Source organism: Flavobacterium sp. DW-iso2 (assembly GCF_058725285.1).
The window spans coordinates 38,589-56,113 of the sequence record NZ_JBZXDY010000028.1; the positions used below are offsets into that span (position 1 = coordinate 38,589).

Genomic DNA, 17,525 nt, shown 5'->3' on the forward strand with positions numbered 1-17,525 from the left:
ATTTTAAAAATTAATATTCCCCGCTAATTCTCGTAAAGCAATTTCTGACAACTTTGCCTGAAATTGAGCATTGCTATAACGTACTGTAGCATTTACATAATTCAATTGTGCGGTTCTAAACTCTAGTGTAGTTATCGTTCCAATATGGAATTTATCTAAAGTAATATCTAGATTTTGTTTGGCAATAGCCTCATTTTTTTCTTCGAGTTCAATCAATTCTAGATTTGTCAAATAAGTTTGGTAGGAAGTGGATAATTGCGAATTTAACGCTAGATTAAGTTGTTCTATATTCAGCTTCGTATTCTCAATTTGAATTTTAGCAATTTTTTCATTTCTATTTTGTGAAAAACCATCAAACAAATTTAGAGAAGCCGCAAAACCATAATTAAATCCTTTAGATTGCGATTGTGATAGAAAGCCAAGACTTGACTGACTTTTAGAAAAATTATAGGAAGTATTTACTCGCACTGTCGGATAACGTGCCGCCTTGATTTGTTTCAATTCTAATTCGGCGGCTCTTTTATTGATGATTTGAGTTTCTAGCTGTGGATTTTGTTTTTTTGCTAATATGGTAAGTTCGTCAAGCAATAGCATTTCATCGACTTTTAGGACATCAATTACTTTAAAATCTGTAGTTACATCTCTGGCTAATAGTTGATTTAATAAAATCTTACTGTTTGCGTATAATTCTTTTTGTCTTAGCAAAGTTACTTGATCAGTATTCAAATCTACTTGTGCGTTTAAAACCTCCAACTTCGATGCTTTCCCAATGGTAAATCTGTTCTTTGCCAAAGTTAATCGCTGATTTGAAATAATCAGTGTGGTATCTAATGCCGCTAATTGCTGCTGCTGTTGTACTAAATCATAATACTGGGTATTTACATCGCTAATATTTGTAATTAAAATTAGTTTTAACTGTGCTTCACCTAGTTTTTGCAATTCTTTTAACTGATCCAATCGGGCGAACATTCTCAGTCCATCAAAAATAGTCCAGTCTAATCCAACCCCATAAGTCAAACTAGTGTTTTTAGCATTATTTAATGTAGTTTGAACTCCATCTTGACGGGTTTGTGAACTATTTTGAATGCTGTTATTGTCAAGAAGCGAACCCGTTAAAGTTGGTAACATACCAGCATTTCCAATGGCTACATTTGTTTTGTTAATATCTAAATTATTGTTAGATATTTTTATTTGAAAATTGTTTTCCAATGTGATTTTTACCGCATTTTCAAGCGTTAGCAATTCCTGAGCATTTGTTTTCACAATGCATAATAAAAATAAAATTAGACTTTGTACTAGAACTTTGTAATTCTTCATTTTATTTACTTTCATTTTCATATTCTTCAATGTGATCAAATTCTGGATAATGTTTTTTGGTTCTGGACCACATCAAATAGATGGCCGGAATTACAAATAAGGTCAAAACTAAGGAGAAAATAGTTCCGCCAACGATTACAACTCCCATTCCCATTCTACTTGTTGAAGCTTCTCCAAGTGACAAAGCAATAGGTAGCGCACCAAGTGAAATAGCTAAACTCGTCATTAAAATAGGTCGCAATCTTGCTTCTGAGGCTTCTAATATAGCTTCTAATTTTGGTTTGCCTTGCTCTCGAAGCTGGTTAGCAAATTCAATAATTAAAATTCCGTTTTTAGTTACCAAACCAATAAGCATTACGGTTCCAATTTGGCTAAAAATATTCCAAGATTGATCGAAAAGCCACAACGAAAATAATGCACCAGCTACTGCCATTGGAACAGTTAAAATGATAATCATTGGATCGATAAAACTTTCGAATTGAGCTGCTAAGATTAAAAATATCAGTAATAATGCTAAGCCAAATGCAAAAGCAGTGTTAGAACTACTTTCCACAAAATCTCTTGACTCTCCACCTAAATCAGTGGTAAAACTTTCGTCTAAAACTTTCGCTTTTATTTGATTCATTGCTTCAATTCCATCACTTATACTTTTGCCGGGAGCAAGACCTGCTGAAACGGTTGCCGACATGTATCGATTATTGTGGTACAATTGTGGAGGATTACTTTCCTCCTCAGTCGTAACAACATTATCCATTTGTATTAATTCCCCTTTATTGTTTTTGACAAACATTGATGTTAAATCCAATGGTTTAGAACGATCTTGTTCTTCAAATTGCCCTATTACTTCATATTGTTTTCCTTTTCGCATAAAATAGCCAAAACGTTGTCCACTTAATGATAACTGTAGTGTTTGGGCAATATCAATTACAGATATTCCTAAGCTTTCTGCTTTTTCCCGATCGATTGAGACACTAATTTCTGGTTTGTTAAATTTTAAATTAACATCAGTTATTGAAAATGTAGGATCCTTTGCCGCCGCATCCATAAATAATGGAATTTTCTCCTGTAATTTGTCAAAGGTTGTCGCTTGAATAATGTATTGAATAGGTAATCCACCACGTCTGTTTACAGAAATAGTAGGTTGTTCTGTCACCGATGTTTTCGCTTCAGGAAAACCTTTCGTCCATTGGGTTAGTTTATCAGCTATTTCACTTTGAGATCGCTCTCTTTCATTTGGTTCAGTTAAAGCTATTCTAACTCGACCACTATTAACAGAAGAGGATCCCCAACCTGGAGACGTAATAATTAATGCTACTTTTTTTTCAGGAATAGAATCATCAATCAACCTTGAAATTTCTTGCATGAACCTGTCCGTGTACTCATAAGACGATCCTTCGGGTGCGGTTATATTCATACTTAAAGCACTTCGATCATCATAAGGAGCCGTTTCTTTCTTTAATAAACCAAAAAATAAATAAATTAATCCAAAACAAGCTATTAAAATAGGGAAACTGAGCCATTTTTTCTTCATGAAACGAGATAAAGCACTAGCATAACTACTATTTAAATTTTGATAAAAAGGTTCTGAATAAATATAAAATTTTGATTTCTTCTGCTTTCCTCCTTTCATTAAATAGGCATTCAGCATTGGCGTTAGCGTTAATGAAACAAAAGCTGAAATTAATACAGCTGCACCTATGACGACTCCAAATTCCCTAAAAAGACGGCCTACAAAACCTTCGAGAAAAATTACGGGTAAGAAAACGGCAGCTAAAGTTATCGAAATAGAAATTACAGCAAAAAATATTTCATTGGAACCTTTAATTGCAGCCTCGATTGGCGACATTCCCTCTTCTACTTTTTTGAAAATATTCTCCGTAACTACAATTCCATCATCTACTACTAATCCTGTAGCTAAAACGATAGCTAATAATGTCAAAACATTTATTGAATATCCAAATAGCCACATGATAAAGAAGGTGGCGATAAGCGAAACGGGAATATCAATTAGGGGTCTGAAGGCGATCGCCCAATCTCTAAAAAATAAATAAATAATTAGAATTACTAGAAAAATAGAAATGGCTAGCGTTTCGGCCACTTCAACTACTGATTTTTTTACAAAAATAGTACTGTCAATAACAATATTCAGTTTAATATCTTTAGGCAAATCTTTTTTTAGAGACTCGTATTCTTTGTAAAATGATTTTGAAATATCGAGATAATTAGCTCCAGGTAACGGTACGATTGCTACCGCAACTAGAGGAAGACCAGATTGACTCAACTTGCTTTCAATATTGGCAGGACCAAGTTTAGCATATCCAATATCGCTTAAACGAACAGTTTTTTCTCCGTCAGAACGGATAATAATGTTGTTAAATTCTTCGGCAGTTGACAGATTTCCTGCAGTTTTTACAGTTAACTCTGTATTTGCGCCTGTTAGTTTTCCCGAGGGTAATTCTACATTTTGTTGGTTCATTGCGGCTCGCACTTCTGAAACTGTGCAACCATAAGAGGCTAATTTTATTGGATCAATCCATAAACGCATAGCATATTTCTTATCTCCCCATATTTGAACTCCACTAACACCAGGAATGGTTTCAAATCGTTGTGCGATTACATTTTCGGCATAATCACTTAATTCTAATGTGTTTCTGCTATCACTTTGAATCGTCATTGATATAATTGCCTGACCATCGGCATCAGCCTTAGAAACGACTGGGGGTGAGTCAATGTCTTCTGGTAAATTTCTTGCTGCTTGAGAAACTTTATCTCGAACATCATTTGCTGCCGCTTCAAGATCTTTATCTAAATTAAATTCAATAGTAATATTACTACTTCCTTGTATACTTGATGAAGTCACATTTCGAATACCATCAATGGAATTAATCGCTTTTTCAAGGGGTTCTGTAATCTGGGATTCAATGATGTCTGAATTTGCACCAGTATAATTGGTGCGAATTGAGACTTGTGCAGGGTCGATAGAAGGAAATTCTCGAACACCCAAATAACTATAGCCAAGTAGTCCAAATATAACTATCGCTAAGTTAATTACGATAGTAAATACCGGTCTTTTAATACTAGTAGTGGATAAACTCATTTAAATTTTTTTATTTTAAATCGTTGATTTTAGATTTTTTTGTAAGGACTTAGAATCTGAAATCTCAAGACTATTTAATTTTTACTTTTACAAGATCATCTTGTTTTAAGGACATAACACCAGTGGTCAAAATTGTATCACCTGGTTTAACACCTGACAATATTAAAATTGAAGCATCGGTTCGAGTAGCTGTTTCAACATTGACTTCTTTAACTTTGCCGCTATTAGAAATTAAAACTTTTTTTCCGTTTTGTACGGGAATAATGGCTTCAGTAGGAACTAAAATGGCATTTGTTATAATATCTAATGGCAATTCTACATTAGCATAAGTCCCAGGAAATAGTTTTCTGTCTTTATTTTCAGCAATTGCGCGAATTTGTAATGTTCTTGTGGCAATTTCAACGGTAGGTTCTATCGCATATATTTTGGCAATAAATTTTTCTTTGGAGCCAGAAACGGTAAAATTTAAATCGGTATCGGTTTTTATTTGACTCGCATATTTCTCAGGAACCGAAAAAGTAATTTTTAACTTTCCAATGTTTACTAATTTTGCAACTAAAATCATGGGAGTGATGTAGGTACCAGTCGAAATAGAACGCAAACCAATTTTACCAGAAAAGGGAGCTCTTATTGAAGTTTTTGCAATTTGAACCTTTATCAATTGACCTTGGGACTGAGCTAATTTATAATCAGCCCTTGCGACATCATATTCTTCTTGACTTATCGCTTCCTTTTGCAGTAATAGTTTAGCCCTACGTTCATTTTCAGCTGCTAATCCTTCTTTTGTGTTGGCTTGTCTTAATTGTGCTCTTAACTCAAGATCGTTCACTTTAAAAAGTACCTGTCCTTTAGAAACAGTACTTCCTTCTTTAAAATAAATTCCTTCGACGATTCCAGAAACTTCACTTCTAATTTCAACTTCTTCATTTGCTTCTACTGACCCAGAAAGGGATAGAGTATTATCGAAGGTTTGCGTTTTAGCAATTATGCCACTAACATTCAAGGCTACATTCATTCCGTCTTTGGATTCGTTTTTTTTACTTTGATTATCTATAATTCTATAGGTTACGAAAGCGCCAAAACCGACGATCAGTAGGGTGTAAATAAGGTATTTTATTTTCATAATTTTTAGGGGAGGGTATTGTTATAAAGTATATTTGTCTATTTGGTAGACAAAGGTAGTCTTTAAAATTGGGCTATTTATACAACGGTTAGACTTTCAAAAAGTAATAAGGTTTAATCCTTAGCTAATATAATTCCAGATATTTTTCTTTTTAGTCAACTCAATATAAACACTTCTTAAAGTAGCATGTTCTGGTTTTTGCAAAGCCGCATCAGCAGTAAGGATTTTTATAGCTTTTTCTCTGGCTAGAGCCAAAATATCCTTGTCGCGAACAATATCGGCAATTTGAAGATTGAGTACTCCACTTTGCTGGGTTCCCATCAGGTTTCCGGGACCGCGAAGTTTTAAATCAACTTCAGCAATTTCGAACCCATCATTTGTTTGAACCATGGTTTGCATTCGGGTTTTACTGTCAGAACTTAATTTGTGGCTTGTCATCAGGATGCAATAACTTTGATCAGCTCCACGGCCTACACGACCGCGCAATTGATGTAGTTGCGAAAGTCCGAAACGCTCTGCACTTTCGATAATCATTACCGAAGCATTAGGAACATTTACTCCCACTTCAATAACGGTTGTAGCAACCATAATATTAGTTTTTCCATCTGAAAAGCGTTTCATTTCAGCATCTTTATCGGCAGGCTTCATCTTTCCATGCAAAATAGAAATGGAATAATCTGGCAAAGGAAAGTCACGAGAAATACTTTCATAACCGTCCATTAAATCTTTGAAATCCATTTTTTCTGATTCTTGAATCAGCGGATAGACAATATATATTTGTCGGCCTAATGCGATTTCATATCGAATAAATTTCCACACTTTCAGACGGTTACTGTCAAAGCGATGTACGGTTTGAATGGGTTTTCGTCCTGGAGGTAATTCGTCAATAACAGAGATGTCCAAGTCACCATATAAACTCATCGCGAGTGTTCGCGGAATAGGAGTGGCGGTCATTACCAAAATGTGTGGCGGAATTTCGTTTTTCTTCCACAATTTAGAACGCTGCTCTACCCCAAAACGGTGTTGCTCATCAATTACTGCTAAGCCTAAATTTTGAAATTTCACTTTGTCTTCTAATAAGGCATGTGTACCAATCAATATTTGTAAACTTCCGTTTTCTAGTTCTTCGTGAATGATTCTTCTAGCGGCAGTTTTACTCGATCCTGTGAGTAATTTTATATTCAGATTTAGCTTTTCAGCTAATTCTGACAATCCAATAAAGTGTTGATTTGCTAATATTTCTGTTGGAGCCATCAAGCAAGCCTGAAAGCCATTATCAAGCGCCAGCAGCATGCTCATAAAAGCCACAATCGTTTTTCCAGACCCCACATCTCCTTGTAATAAACGATTCATTTGGGCGTTGCTTCCCATGTCTGTTCTGATTTCCTTGATTACTCTTTTTTGTGCTCCAGTTAGTTGAAAAGGCAGATGATTTTGGTAGAAATCATTAAAAATATCACCCACTTTAATAAATGGATGTCCCTTTATTTTATGTTTTTGAACTAGATTTTTGGTAATTAATTGCAACTGGATAAAGAATAATTCTTCAAATTTTAATCGGAATTGGGCTTTCGCCAAAGCTTCTGCGCTTTTAGGAAAATGAATGTTGAATAGAGCCGCTTTTTTAGAAATAAGTTGTAATTCCTGAATTAGATATTCTGGTAAGGTTTCGGTAAATAAGGCTTGAGTTTCTAGAAACAGTTGTTGCATTAATTTATTAACCACTCGATTTGAAATTCCGCGATTGCTTAGGGTTTCCGTCGATGGATAAACGGGTTGCATTGCAGAACGCAAACTTTGTTCGTGCTCGCTCATCGCTTCAATTTCGGGATGTGCCATATTGTAGGCGCCGTTAAACGAAGTGCATTTACCAAATATTACGCTGATTTCGTTTAGTTTCAGCGATTCTCGAACCCATTTTTGTCCCTGAAACCATACCAATTCCATCTGGCCTGTATCGTCTACAAAAGTAGCGACGAGGCGTTTTCTGCCTTTGGCAAATTCGACGGTTTTGATATTGACGATTTTACCAATTATTTGTACCTCGGCGACATTGTTTTGCAACTCGTTGATTTTGTAATAACGCGTTCGGTCAATGTACCGGTTTGGGTATAAATTGATTAAATCCTTGTATTTATGAATACCCAGTTCCTTACGCAGCAATTCGCCCCGATTAGGGCCAACGCCTTTTAAATATTCGATAGGAGTAAGTAGGAGGTTGCTCATGTAGGGTTTTCCAAGTTTAAAATTCCAAGATGATTATTCAAAATTCAAACTTGTTTTCTTAAAGAAGCGAAGATAGTTTTTTGTTTGGAATTTAAGAAATCAGAAGGACTGAAAAGCATGTAAGAAAAAAGAATATATTTGATGATTCTGTTTCAAAAAATAATTTATACAAATCATTGAATGAAAAAAATCATAAGATATTCTTTAGTAAAAGTACTTTTTTTAAGTGTCCTAATTCAATTGACAACAACAAGTATTGTTGCGCAAAACAAAGCAGCAGAATTGGATAAGTTAATGAACCAAGCACATGCTAGTGGCGTATTCAATGGAACCGTTTTAGTTGCTGAAAACGGGAAAGTGATTTATCGCAAAGCTTTTGGCTATGCCAATAAAGAAACAAAACAACAATTAACACCAGATTTCTGTTTTGATTTAGCCTCCGTTTCTAAGCAATTTACGGGCATGGGAATTATGATATTAAAAGAAAGGAAACTACTTTCCTATGATGACAAGATTACTACGTTTTTTCCAGAATTTCCTGCCTACGGAAAGGATATTACGGTACGAGATTTACTCAATAACATTTCAGGAATGCCTAAATACGAGTCATTCGCTACTGAATACAATCTGTCGAATACGGAAATCTTAAAAATAATTGAAGAGAGAAAGTCGCTAGATTCTAATATCGGGGAGAGATATGTGTACAACAATGCCGGTTACGTTATGTTGGCTTTAATTATAGAAAAAGTTTCGGGAATGTCCTTAGCAGATTTTTTGAAAGAAAATGTTTTTAGACCTTTAAAAATGAAAAACACTTTGGTTGGTGATACTCCAAAAATCAATTTAAAAAATCGAGCGCTTGGTTATTCTGTTATTGGTGAACTCGATGATTATCAAGTTTCACACACGGGATCTACAAGTATATTTTCAAACGTTGATGATCTATTTTTGTGGGATCAAGCGTTATACACTGATAAATTAGTTTCTAAGAGAACAATTGCCGAAGCATTTACGCCTATAGTTTTAAATGATGGTTCCGTATCTAATTACGGATTTGGATGGTTTCTAACTCCAGAAAAAGAATCCGTAAATCATTCAGGAAGTGATTTTGGTTATCGTAATTTTATCTTTAGAGATTTAGCTAAAAAAAATACCTATATATGGCTTACAAATGCTGGAAATGCGGTTTTAAAGGACGAAATAAATGTAGCTATTGAAAACATCTTAGCTTCTAAACCCTATAAAACGCCCAAGATTACTGTTCTTTCAGAATTACAAAAAGCATTGCAAACTAATTCTGTAAACGACGCGATTGCTATTGCTAGTAAATCAATAAAAGCGAATCCAATTCAGTTTGCGATGGACGATGCCGCTATTAACGAATTGGGGTACAAATACCTGAACGAAAAAAAATTAGCAGATGCGTTCTCCATTTTCAAATTCAATTTGGAACTAAATCCAAATTCCTCGAATGTGTATGACAGTCTTGGCGAAATTTATCTATTGCAAAAAGACACGGTCAATGCTATTGAGAATTATAAAAAATCAGTGGCTTTAAATCCTAATAATGCAAATGCGGTAGGAGCATTAAAAAAATTAGGCGTTGCGACAACGGAGTTGATTATAGAAGTGAAAGTGGCGCCAGTCGTTCTTAAAACCTATATAGGAAGGTATCAGCTAAATGAAAATTATTCTTTTACCGTAACCGAAGAAAATGGAATACTTCATATTCAGGGAACAGGTGAACGCCTAACCACTGTGATTCCAATGAGTGAAAATAGATTTTATAGTAAAATAGTCACTGCCCAATTTACATTTAACAAAGACGAAAAAGGGATTGTTGATAGCTTGACATTAAATATGGGAAAAGATATGGTAGCTAAAAAAGTGGAGTAAAATGGTATTTATGCCATTTGTAATCTGTGTCGTTACATTGAATCGATATAATTATTATCGTCTTAATCGCCGATTTTATTAATTATCGCTTTATTTAACGATAATATAAAATATCGTCATATTTAACGATATTTTTAGTATCTTGCTTAAAATTTAGAGATATGAAGGCAGTAATCACTGGTGATATTATTAACTCGAGAAAAGTAGCTTCGGCACTATGGATGGAGGACTTAAAGGATATTTTGAACGCTCACGGCAACGAACCGAAGGACTGGGAAATCTATAGGGGCGACAGTTTTCAGTTGCTAGTGAATCCTATTGATGTGCTAGAAATCGCCTTATTAATTAAGGCCACCATTAAACAACACAAAGCACTAGATGTCCGAATGGCAATAGGAGTAGGTACTGTCGATTATACTGCCAATAAGGTAACAGAATCGAATGGTGCTGCTTTTGTAAACTCAGGGGAATGTTTTGAAGGATTAAAAAAACAGACTTTGGGAATACAAACGCCTTGGTCTGAATTTGACGATGCCTTCACGATTATTTTACAATTAGTTGTTTTATTTGCTGATAATTGGACGACGACATCAGCCGAAATTATAAAAAAAGCATTAGAAAATCCAAGTAGTAATCAAAAGGAACTGGCACTTGCTTTAAACAGAAAAAGCCAAAGTTCGATTAGTGCATCCCTAAATAGAGCAGGGTATGAGGAATTAAAAAATGTGATTGAGTATTATAAACAACAAATTAAAAAACAATGGTAGAACTATCTTTAATGCTTGTTTTAGCTCATTTAATAGGTGACTTTTTATTGCAGCCCACTTCTTGGATCAAGGATAAAAAGAAATGTAAAATTAAATCAAAATACCTGTATCTTCATCTGCTAGTGCATTTTATACTCTTGCTTTTGATTACAAAATTTAATACCGAATACTTTTTTGCGGTGATTGTAATTGTTACTAGTCATTTTGCCATTGATTGCGCCAAATTATATTTCGAAAAAAAGAAAACGACAAAAATCTGGTTCTTCACAGACCAATTATTACATTTAGCTGTGATTGCTGCCGTGGTGCGTTATTATTACCCGTATGAAATTGATTTTGAAGTAGTATATTCGGCTAAAAGTCTAGCACTACTAACAGCATTAGTCACGGTGACTTATGTGAGTGCAATAGTGTTAAAAATAATGCTGTCTAAATGGAGTAATCAAATCACTAAAAACAATAACGACGACACTAATAATGCTGGAAAATACATCGGGATTCTGGAGCGCTTGTTTATTTTCTTTTTTGTGGTAATTAATTTTTGGGAAGGTATCGGGTTTTTATTGGCAGCTAAATCCATTTTTAGGTTTGGAGATCTTAAAGAATCTAAAGATGTAAAACTTACTGAATACATCTTGATAGGAACTTTATTGAGTTTTGGACTCGGTATTTTGTGTGCGATGGTTTATAAATATATTGTGTAAAGTGACCTAGTTTTCTGAAGTCTCCTGACTTCGTTTTTTTTATTATAGTTCAAACTAAACCACGATGGACTGAAAGTCTATAGATTTGGTTGGGCAGACTAAAAGTCTGCAAAGTTGGATTGCAAATTTTCACCGCAGATTCGCAAATTATTCAAATTTCAAATATTTTAAAATCTATGAATCTGCGGTAATAAAATTTTTAGAAGCTAAAGCGAGATGCACTAAAAGTGCATCGTTTTAAACTCTATTTGAGACCAATAAAATTGTTCTACTTTATTTAATTAACGTATTACGCTAGAAAACAAATTCTTATGATTTTTTCTTTTTTAATCGAAGTGAAAGCAAGTTAAATAATACGTTTTAAACAAAAAAATGTATTTCGTCGATTATTTTTGGTGATTTATCAAAAATACACGTATGTTTAAAAATAATTAGAATAGATACAGGATATAAAATTAAAGAAGTTTGCTCCACAATCTACTTTAAAGTTAAACTACTGAATTAAGAATGCAGATTTATATCATGCTACTATTTTAGTAATTTTCTATTTACCTTAAAGTTCTAAAGCTCTTGAAGTACTATTAAAAGCATAAGTTATGCGCATAGCACAAGTTTTAAAAAAAATCCTGTAATGGGAAAACAATAGTATAGCAACATTTTTAATAAAATATAATTACGTTTGTTTAGTTTGAAACACCCCGAATATTAATTGATATCCGGGGTGTTTTTTTTATAACTCTGTAATAATAAATTCGCTACGTCTATTTAGTTGATGCTCTTCCTCAGTACATTCGATTCCATCAGTACATTTGTTTATGAGTTTAGATTCGCCATATCCTTTAGCTGTTAAACGTTTTTTGTCCACTCCATTTTTTACTAACCAACCAATGGTTGATTTTGCTCGTCTATCTGATAAAGCTTCATTGTATTTTGTTGATCCTCTACTATCAGTATGAGAACGGATATCCAATTTCATCGCTGGGTATTCTAGTAATACATCTAGTATTTTTTCTAAATCAATGGCAGCTTTCATGTGTATGTCTGATTTATCAAAATCAAAGTAAATCATTTTTATGCCAAAACACAGCCCTAAATCATCTCCCACGGCCACTTTACATATTTGTTTTTTCAATTCTATATTTAGTTCCGTTTTTCCATTTTCATCCAATGTTACTATTTTTTCTTCTTTAGTGGTATAATCTATTTTTTCAGCTCTCACATAAAGATCTTTGCCGCAATCTACCATAAAACTATGGTTTCCTTCTTTATCTGAAAGTGTTGTTCCTAATAGATTAAACATATTATCAAAGACTGTAATTTTTGTGTCTGGAAGTATTTCATGAGAAACACTATCTGTTACTTTTCCGTAGAGTTCTTGTTCACAAAGTAATCTCTTTGTTTCGAGAAAACTATAGATATCATCGAAGCCTTGTCCACCGTTTTTATTCGAACTAAAAAATCCTAGTCTTGATTGCGAATCAATTATATAGCCAAAATCATCCATAGGTGAATTAATGTCAGCACCTAAATTTTGAACCTTAGTAAAGCTTCCTTCAGCATTTAATTTAGATACAAATACATCGAGTCCTCCAAGACCTGGATGGCCATTTGAAGCAAAGTAAAGTTCGTTGTCTGCACTTATATAAGGAAAGGTCTCTCTTCCAGCTGTATTTATTGGATTTCCCAGATTGATAGGCGTACCAAAACTGCTATCCTGATTTATTTCTACTTTAAATAAATCTGACAAACCAATCGTTCCAGGCATATCTGACGCAAAATATAATGTTTTTTCATCTTTACTTAGTGCCGGATGTGCAGTGCTGTAATTATCACTATTGAACGGAAGCTCAGTTATATTTACCCATTTATTGTTTTCAAAATTCGCCTTATAGATTTTTACAAGAGTGATGTCGTTACCATCGAAGCCTTTTTTACCATTGTTGAAATTATTACGAGTAAAGTACATCGTTTTTCCATCTTTGGTAAAAGCGGCGCTGGATTCATGAAATCTAGTATTTACTGATTTATCAAATTTAGCTATTTTACCTAAGGACATATCAGTACCTAATTCAGCAGTGTATAAATCAGAGAAATATTGATTGTTCCAGGAGTGTTTTCTTTGTTGCAGACCGCCAGTATCCTTTGCCGATGCATACACTAATTTGTCTAAATAAATAGCTGCTCCATAATCTGAATATGGAGTGCTTATAATGGTTGGTGCTATATTATACCTTCCAGAATTTGCTTTTATTTGTGATAAATAGTTCTTGTTTTTCATGAAAAGTATAGCTCTATCATCATTATTTGAAAAAGCATTAAACTGCATCATAATTTCATCTGCTTTTTTATTTTCACCGATGGATTTTAATGTTTGAGAATATCGATAATAATATTCTGGCTCTATATCAGTAGTTAGATTAAATAGCTCTTTATACCATTTAGAAGCATCTTCAAGTTTTGCATTAAAGTAATATGCGTTACCCAATTTTTTAAACATTTCAGGCGACTTATACCCTTTATTGGCAAGTTTTTCGTATGTTTTGATAGCATCTATATATGCATAGTTGTCGTATTTTTCTTCAGCTTTGGCTATTCTAGCTTTTTGCGAATAAATGTTTATTGAAAAAACACTTATAATCGCGATGTATAAAAGTAAATTATTTTTCATAATAATTGTTTTTATAATGAATCAATGAATTCTCATTTTTTCTATTAATTTATTTTTGATTTTTCTATGAATATTGTCATCATCTTCTCCGCTTTTAGAGTATTACCTACCGCTTTTAAAGATTGTGCATAACGATAATAGTATACAGTTTCAAAATCAGTAGTAAGTGAAAATAGCTTATCGTACCACTTAGCTGCATCTACTAAATTAGAGTTAAAAAAAGAAGCATTCCCTAGCTTTTTTAACATATCTATGGATACATATCCTTTATCAGACACCCTGCCATATGTTTTTATTATATCAATATTCTCATAACTATTTTGATTTGTATTAGATTCAGATGTTTTCTGAGAATGAATAGCATGCGAAATAGCACATAAAATTAGTATAAATGCAAGTATATTATTTTTCATAGTTCCTCATTTATTTATTGATTTAATTTTTGCTTCTCTTTAAAAAGTTGCATTATTTGATCTGCTTTTGCATTTTCATTAATAGCGGATAATGATTTAGAATATCTATAATAATACTCAGGCTCTAAATTAGTATTCAATTTAAATAGCTCTTCAAACCATTTTGCTGACTTTTCGAATTCACCATCATAAAAGAAAGCATTAGCTATTTTCTTTAACATATCTTCAGTTCGATATCCTTTTATAGCTATTCTTTCATATGTTTTTATCAAATCTACATATGCAGTTCCATTAGTTCTCTTTAAGTTAATTGAAGTTTTAAGACTATTTTTATTAGAGCTCAAAATTTGTGATTCTTCGATAGTATTTTTAATCGAGGAATCAGATGAATTTAAAATTCCTATGTTACTATTTTCAATAGACGCTGCACTCTTTTTTTTTACTAATTCTGACTTATTGAATACTACCTTTTTTGAGGGTATATTTATGTCTGAATTTTTAATTGATAATTGATTTTTTTGTATGCTTTGTATTTCCGGTGAAATAGCCACTTTATTTATTTTTTCACTTTTTACGGATATACCTGATTTTTTTAAGTTTGAATTAATGGAGTCTGTTTCTAATTTCTTCAAATATTGGGAAGTGACATAAATTTCTACATAAATCGGAGTCACAACTCTTGTGTTATTTGGTCCCAAATCATATTTATTTACCATGCTAAGTTGAGATACAGTATACGTTGTTTTATGTCCGCCAAATACCGAATTTATATTTTCTACTACATGATATGATTTTATTATTCTTATTTTTATAGGTGTTTCAGCTGTATTAATTTTAGGATTAGTACCGATATCTGTTTGCCCTACCGCCACCAGCATATTCTTTTGTGAATAAATGCTAGGGGTTAATAAATTAAATAAAATTATAAATATTTGAACTTTATGTTTCATACTTCATTTTAAAAAAATCGTTGTATTGTCATTTTTTCATTGTTTTTAAACAAATCGAATCTTAAAAATATTTCATGAGATCCAGAGTTGTAGTTGTCTAATCTTGTGGTTTCTAAGTCATAGCCATAGCCAACATATAAAGCTTGAGAAATTTGGAAGCCAACCATTGCACTCACAGCGGCGCTCCATCGATAAGAAAGGCCAACTGTCAATTTATCATTGAACATTAAACTTCCCGAGACATCTACTTGTAAAGGAGCTCCTTCAACTAGTTTAGTAAGAAACGCGGGTTTAAATTTTATTGAATTATTTAAGTCAAAAACATATCCAGCGATTAAATAATAATTAATTTTTTCTTTAAATATGGCGACTTCATTATCGTCGTATCTATTGGTTTCAATAAAGTTAGGTACGGACAAACCGACATATGCTTTGTCTGAGTGTAAATAAACACCTGCCCCAAAATTAGGTGAAAATTTATTATTATAATCACGTAAAGTAGGATCATCATTAACTGGGTTTAATTTAGACACATCTAAATCAAATAAGTTTGCTGTAGCTTTTATACCAAATGATAACAAAACATTTTCAGATGTTGGTATGCTGTATGAAAAATCACCTGAAATTGTGTTTTCTTGTGTAGGTCCAATTTTATCATTTATGACAGTCAGACCTAATCCTATACGACTTTCACTTAAAGGCGTATTTACTGATACGGCGTTAGTAATTGGCGCACCATTTAATCCAACCCATTGTGTTCGATGCAATGCAAATATACTTAAAGCGCCTCTAGAACCTGCATAAGCAGGATTAACATTAACAGTGTTATACATATATTGTGTGAATTGAGCATCTTGTTGCGCTAAACTTACAATTGTTGTAAACATTAAAACGAAAGTGAATATAATTGTTTTCATAGTAGGTGTTTATTAGATAAATTATCTTTCGAACCCATTATTTGTAGTTCGGCAGGTTATATTGAAAAATTTATTTTTTCTCTATTAATGAGGAACAAGGTTTAAATCTATTTTATTAATTTTATTTAGTTAAGTATAAATACCCGTCTTTTTGATTGACTTGAGTGTCTCCAACTCCATCAACTGAGGTGTATTTAAGTATATAGAAATAGACTCCTGAAGGTAATCCTGATGATTGGCTTATTGTTGTTCTACCTGTAGAAATGCCTTTGAAATTATTACTAGTATTACTGTAGTTTCTAGTTTCAAAAACTAATACTCCCCAACGATTATATATTTCAACAGTATTATCTGGATAGCAAATAGTATCGTCAATATTGTCAATAACAAAAACTTCATTTATACCGTCGCCATTAGGTGAGAAAGCATTATGGACTACAATATTTCCACAACCAAGAACAATTGATTTATCTACTACTTCAGTATCTGATGCATTAACAGGTTCATCTTGTGGTGTCAACCCGCTTGCAGTAGCTATGTTGGTTACAGAGCCCACTTCTAAGTCATTTTTAGTTACTGTATAGCTTACATTAAATACTTGGAAAGCTCCAGGAATTAAACTTGGAATAGTAATATCTAATCCAGTCAAAGGGTCTTTTATAATGATTTGATGTAGTATTAAATTACCATTGTTTGTTACTTGGATTGTATAATTGATAACATCTCCCACAAAACTATAATTAGCATCAAGAGCAGCATTTTTCTCTACTTTAAGGTTCGGTGTTTGTGCTAAAGGTGTTATTGTGCAATCCGGACATGTAGGGTCAATTGGACAAGATGTACATGGAGTTGGATCTGTTGAAGAATCTGTTACAGGATTGCCAACTGGAGGTGTTCCAGTAGTAATGGCAATATTATACACATATCCTTTATCAATATCGCTTTGAGTAATCACATACGTAGCAGTAAATGCACTACTATTACTAGTACCAGCCAATAAGGTTATAGGATTACCAATAATCACTACGTTGTTATCAGTAATGATTACATTTGTAAGAGTTAAATTACCTGTATTTGTTACCACAAAACTATATGTTATTTGATCTCCCACATTTGTAATTCCATCTTTGTTAGTATCAACATAAGTTCCATCTTTAGTGATAGCTATACCATCATTTGTACAAATAGATATTACATTTGGATTATCGTTCTCTGTTGAGTCACCAGATTGGTCAGTAACTACAGTAGTGTCTGGAGCAGTACCATTAACAGAAGCTTGATTGGTTATGTTACCAGTGTCAATATCGGCTTGAGTTACTGAATAGGTTGCAGTATAGATCCAAGTTTCTTTAACCTCTAAAATGTCGTTACTATTCGCGTCACCACTTATCAGGGCGATAGTCGATAAATTTGAAAGAGGATCAGCAACGATTACATTACTTAAACT

At 33.1% G+C, this 17,525-nt stretch carries 12 protein-coding genes; 3 read left to right on the top strand and 9 right to left on the bottom strand.

From position 1 onward, the window contains the following. Positions 1-3: 3 nt before the first annotated feature. The 4 genes from AC4PRO_RS15705 to recG form a co-directional block, all read right to left on the bottom strand. A complete protein-coding gene (locus AC4PRO_RS15705) occupies positions 4-1,338 on the bottom strand; it encodes a TolC family protein (RefSeq protein ID WP_492118040.1) in 1,335 nt (444 codons plus the stop codon). Next, positions 1,319-4,414 carry an efflux RND transporter permease subunit gene (locus AC4PRO_RS15710; protein ID WP_074724622.1) on the bottom strand — a complete coding sequence of 1,032 codons (3,096 nt, stop codon included), beginning with the start codon at positions 4,412-4,414 and terminating at the stop codon, positions 1,319-1,321. Before AC4PRO_RS15710 ends, AC4PRO_RS15705 begins: the two co-directional genes overlap by 20 nt. A gap of 70 nt (positions 4,415-4,484) precedes the next feature. After that, positions 4,485-5,537, bottom strand: coding sequence for an efflux RND transporter periplasmic adaptor subunit (locus tag AC4PRO_RS15715; protein WP_074724623.1), 1,053 nt, complete (start codon positions 5,535-5,537; stop codon positions 4,485-4,487). Between the two features lie 120 nt (positions 5,538-5,657). Beyond that, positions 5,658-7,763: an ATP-dependent DNA helicase RecG gene (gene recG, locus AC4PRO_RS15720; RefSeq protein WP_492118041.1), complete on the bottom strand. Its 2,106-nt coding sequence runs from the start codon at positions 7,761-7,763 to the stop codon at positions 5,658-5,660. A gap of 180 nt (positions 7,764-7,943) precedes the next feature. Between recG and AC4PRO_RS15725 the strand changes: the two genes are divergently transcribed. The 3 genes from AC4PRO_RS15725 to AC4PRO_RS15735 all read left to right on the top strand — a co-directional run bounded on the left by AC4PRO_RS15725 (position 7,944) and on the right by AC4PRO_RS15735 (position 11,130). Then, a complete protein-coding gene (locus AC4PRO_RS15725; protein WP_492118042.1) occupies positions 7,944-9,659 on the top strand; it encodes a serine hydrolase in 1,716 nt (571 codons plus the stop codon). A gap of 161 nt (positions 9,660-9,820) precedes the next feature. Beyond that, on the top strand, positions 9,821-10,426 hold the full coding sequence (locus AC4PRO_RS15730; RefSeq protein ID WP_492118043.1) for a transcriptional regulator: 606 nt from the start codon (positions 9,821-9,823) through the stop codon (positions 10,424-10,426). Further along, positions 10,420-11,130, top strand: coding sequence for a DUF3307 domain-containing protein (locus tag AC4PRO_RS15735; protein ID WP_074724627.1), 711 nt, complete (start codon positions 10,420-10,422; stop codon positions 11,128-11,130). The genes AC4PRO_RS15730 and AC4PRO_RS15735 overlap by 7 nt, the downstream gene beginning before the upstream one ends. A gap of 730 nt (positions 11,131-11,860) precedes the next feature. On the opposite strand, the gene AC4PRO_RS15740 is transcribed toward AC4PRO_RS15735, so the two are convergent. The 5 genes from AC4PRO_RS15740 to AC4PRO_RS15760 all read right to left on the bottom strand — a co-directional run. After that, positions 11,861-13,798, bottom strand: coding sequence for an OmpA family protein (locus AC4PRO_RS15740; protein ID WP_492118044.1), 1,938 nt, complete (start codon positions 13,796-13,798; stop codon positions 11,861-11,863). 44 nt (positions 13,799-13,842) lie between these two features. Continuing rightward, complete coding sequence (locus AC4PRO_RS15745) at positions 13,843-14,211, bottom strand: hypothetical protein (RefSeq protein ID WP_492118045.1); 369 nt, start codon at positions 14,209-14,211, stop codon at positions 13,843-13,845. 14 nt (positions 14,212-14,225) lie between these two features. Further along, positions 14,226-15,161 (bottom strand): tetratricopeptide repeat protein, encoded by a 936-nt coding sequence (locus tag AC4PRO_RS15750; RefSeq protein ID WP_492118046.1) that lies wholly within the window; start codon positions 15,159-15,161, stop codon positions 14,226-14,228. Between the two features lie 8 nt (positions 15,162-15,169). Next, on the bottom strand, positions 15,170-16,078 hold the full coding sequence (locus AC4PRO_RS15755; RefSeq protein ID WP_492118047.1) for a PorP/SprF family type IX secretion system membrane protein: 909 nt from the start codon (positions 16,076-16,078) through the stop codon (positions 15,170-15,172). 121 nt (positions 16,079-16,199) lie between these two features. Then, a partial coding sequence (locus tag AC4PRO_RS15760; protein ID WP_492118048.1) for a DUF7507 domain-containing protein occupies positions 16,200-17,525 on the bottom strand: 1,326 nt, incomplete at its 5' end.

Bases quoted from the DNA above. Each gene is read 5' to 3' on its own strand.
- AC4PRO_RS15705 (WP_492118040.1), bottom strand. From the start codon at position 1,338: ATGAAAATGAAAGTAAATAAAATGAAGAATTACAAAGTTCTAGTACAA.
- AC4PRO_RS15735 (WP_074724627.1), top strand. From the start codon at position 10,420: ATGGTAGAACTATCTTTAATGCTTGTTTTAGCTCATTTAATAGGTGAC.
- AC4PRO_RS15755 (WP_492118047.1), bottom strand. From the start codon at position 16,078: ATGAAAACAATTATATTCACTTTCGTTTTAATGTTTACAACAATTGTA.
- AC4PRO_RS15715 (WP_074724623.1), bottom strand. From the start codon at position 5,537: ATGAAAATAAAATACCTTATTTACACCCTACTGATCGTCGGTTTTGGC.
- AC4PRO_RS15710 (WP_074724622.1), bottom strand. From the start codon at position 4,414: ATGAGTTTATCCACTACTAGTATTAAAAGACCGGTATTTACTATCGTA.
- AC4PRO_RS15750 (WP_492118046.1), bottom strand. From the start codon at position 15,161: ATGAAACATAAAGTTCAAATATTTATAATTTTATTTAATTTATTAACC.
- AC4PRO_RS15745 (WP_492118045.1), bottom strand. From the start codon at position 14,211: ATGAAAAATAATATACTTGCATTTATACTAATTTTATGTGCTATTTCG.
- recG (WP_492118041.1), bottom strand. From the start codon at position 7,763: ATGAGCAACCTCCTACTTACTCCTATCGAATATTTAAAAGGCGTTGGC.
- AC4PRO_RS15740 (WP_492118044.1), bottom strand. From the start codon at position 13,798: ATGAAAAATAATTTACTTTTATACATCGCGATTATAAGTGTTTTTTCA.
- AC4PRO_RS15730 (WP_492118043.1), top strand. From the start codon at position 9,821: ATGAAGGCAGTAATCACTGGTGATATTATTAACTCGAGAAAAGTAGCT.
- AC4PRO_RS15725 (WP_492118042.1), top strand. From the start codon at position 7,944: ATGAAAAAAATCATAAGATATTCTTTAGTAAAAGTACTTTTTTTAAGT.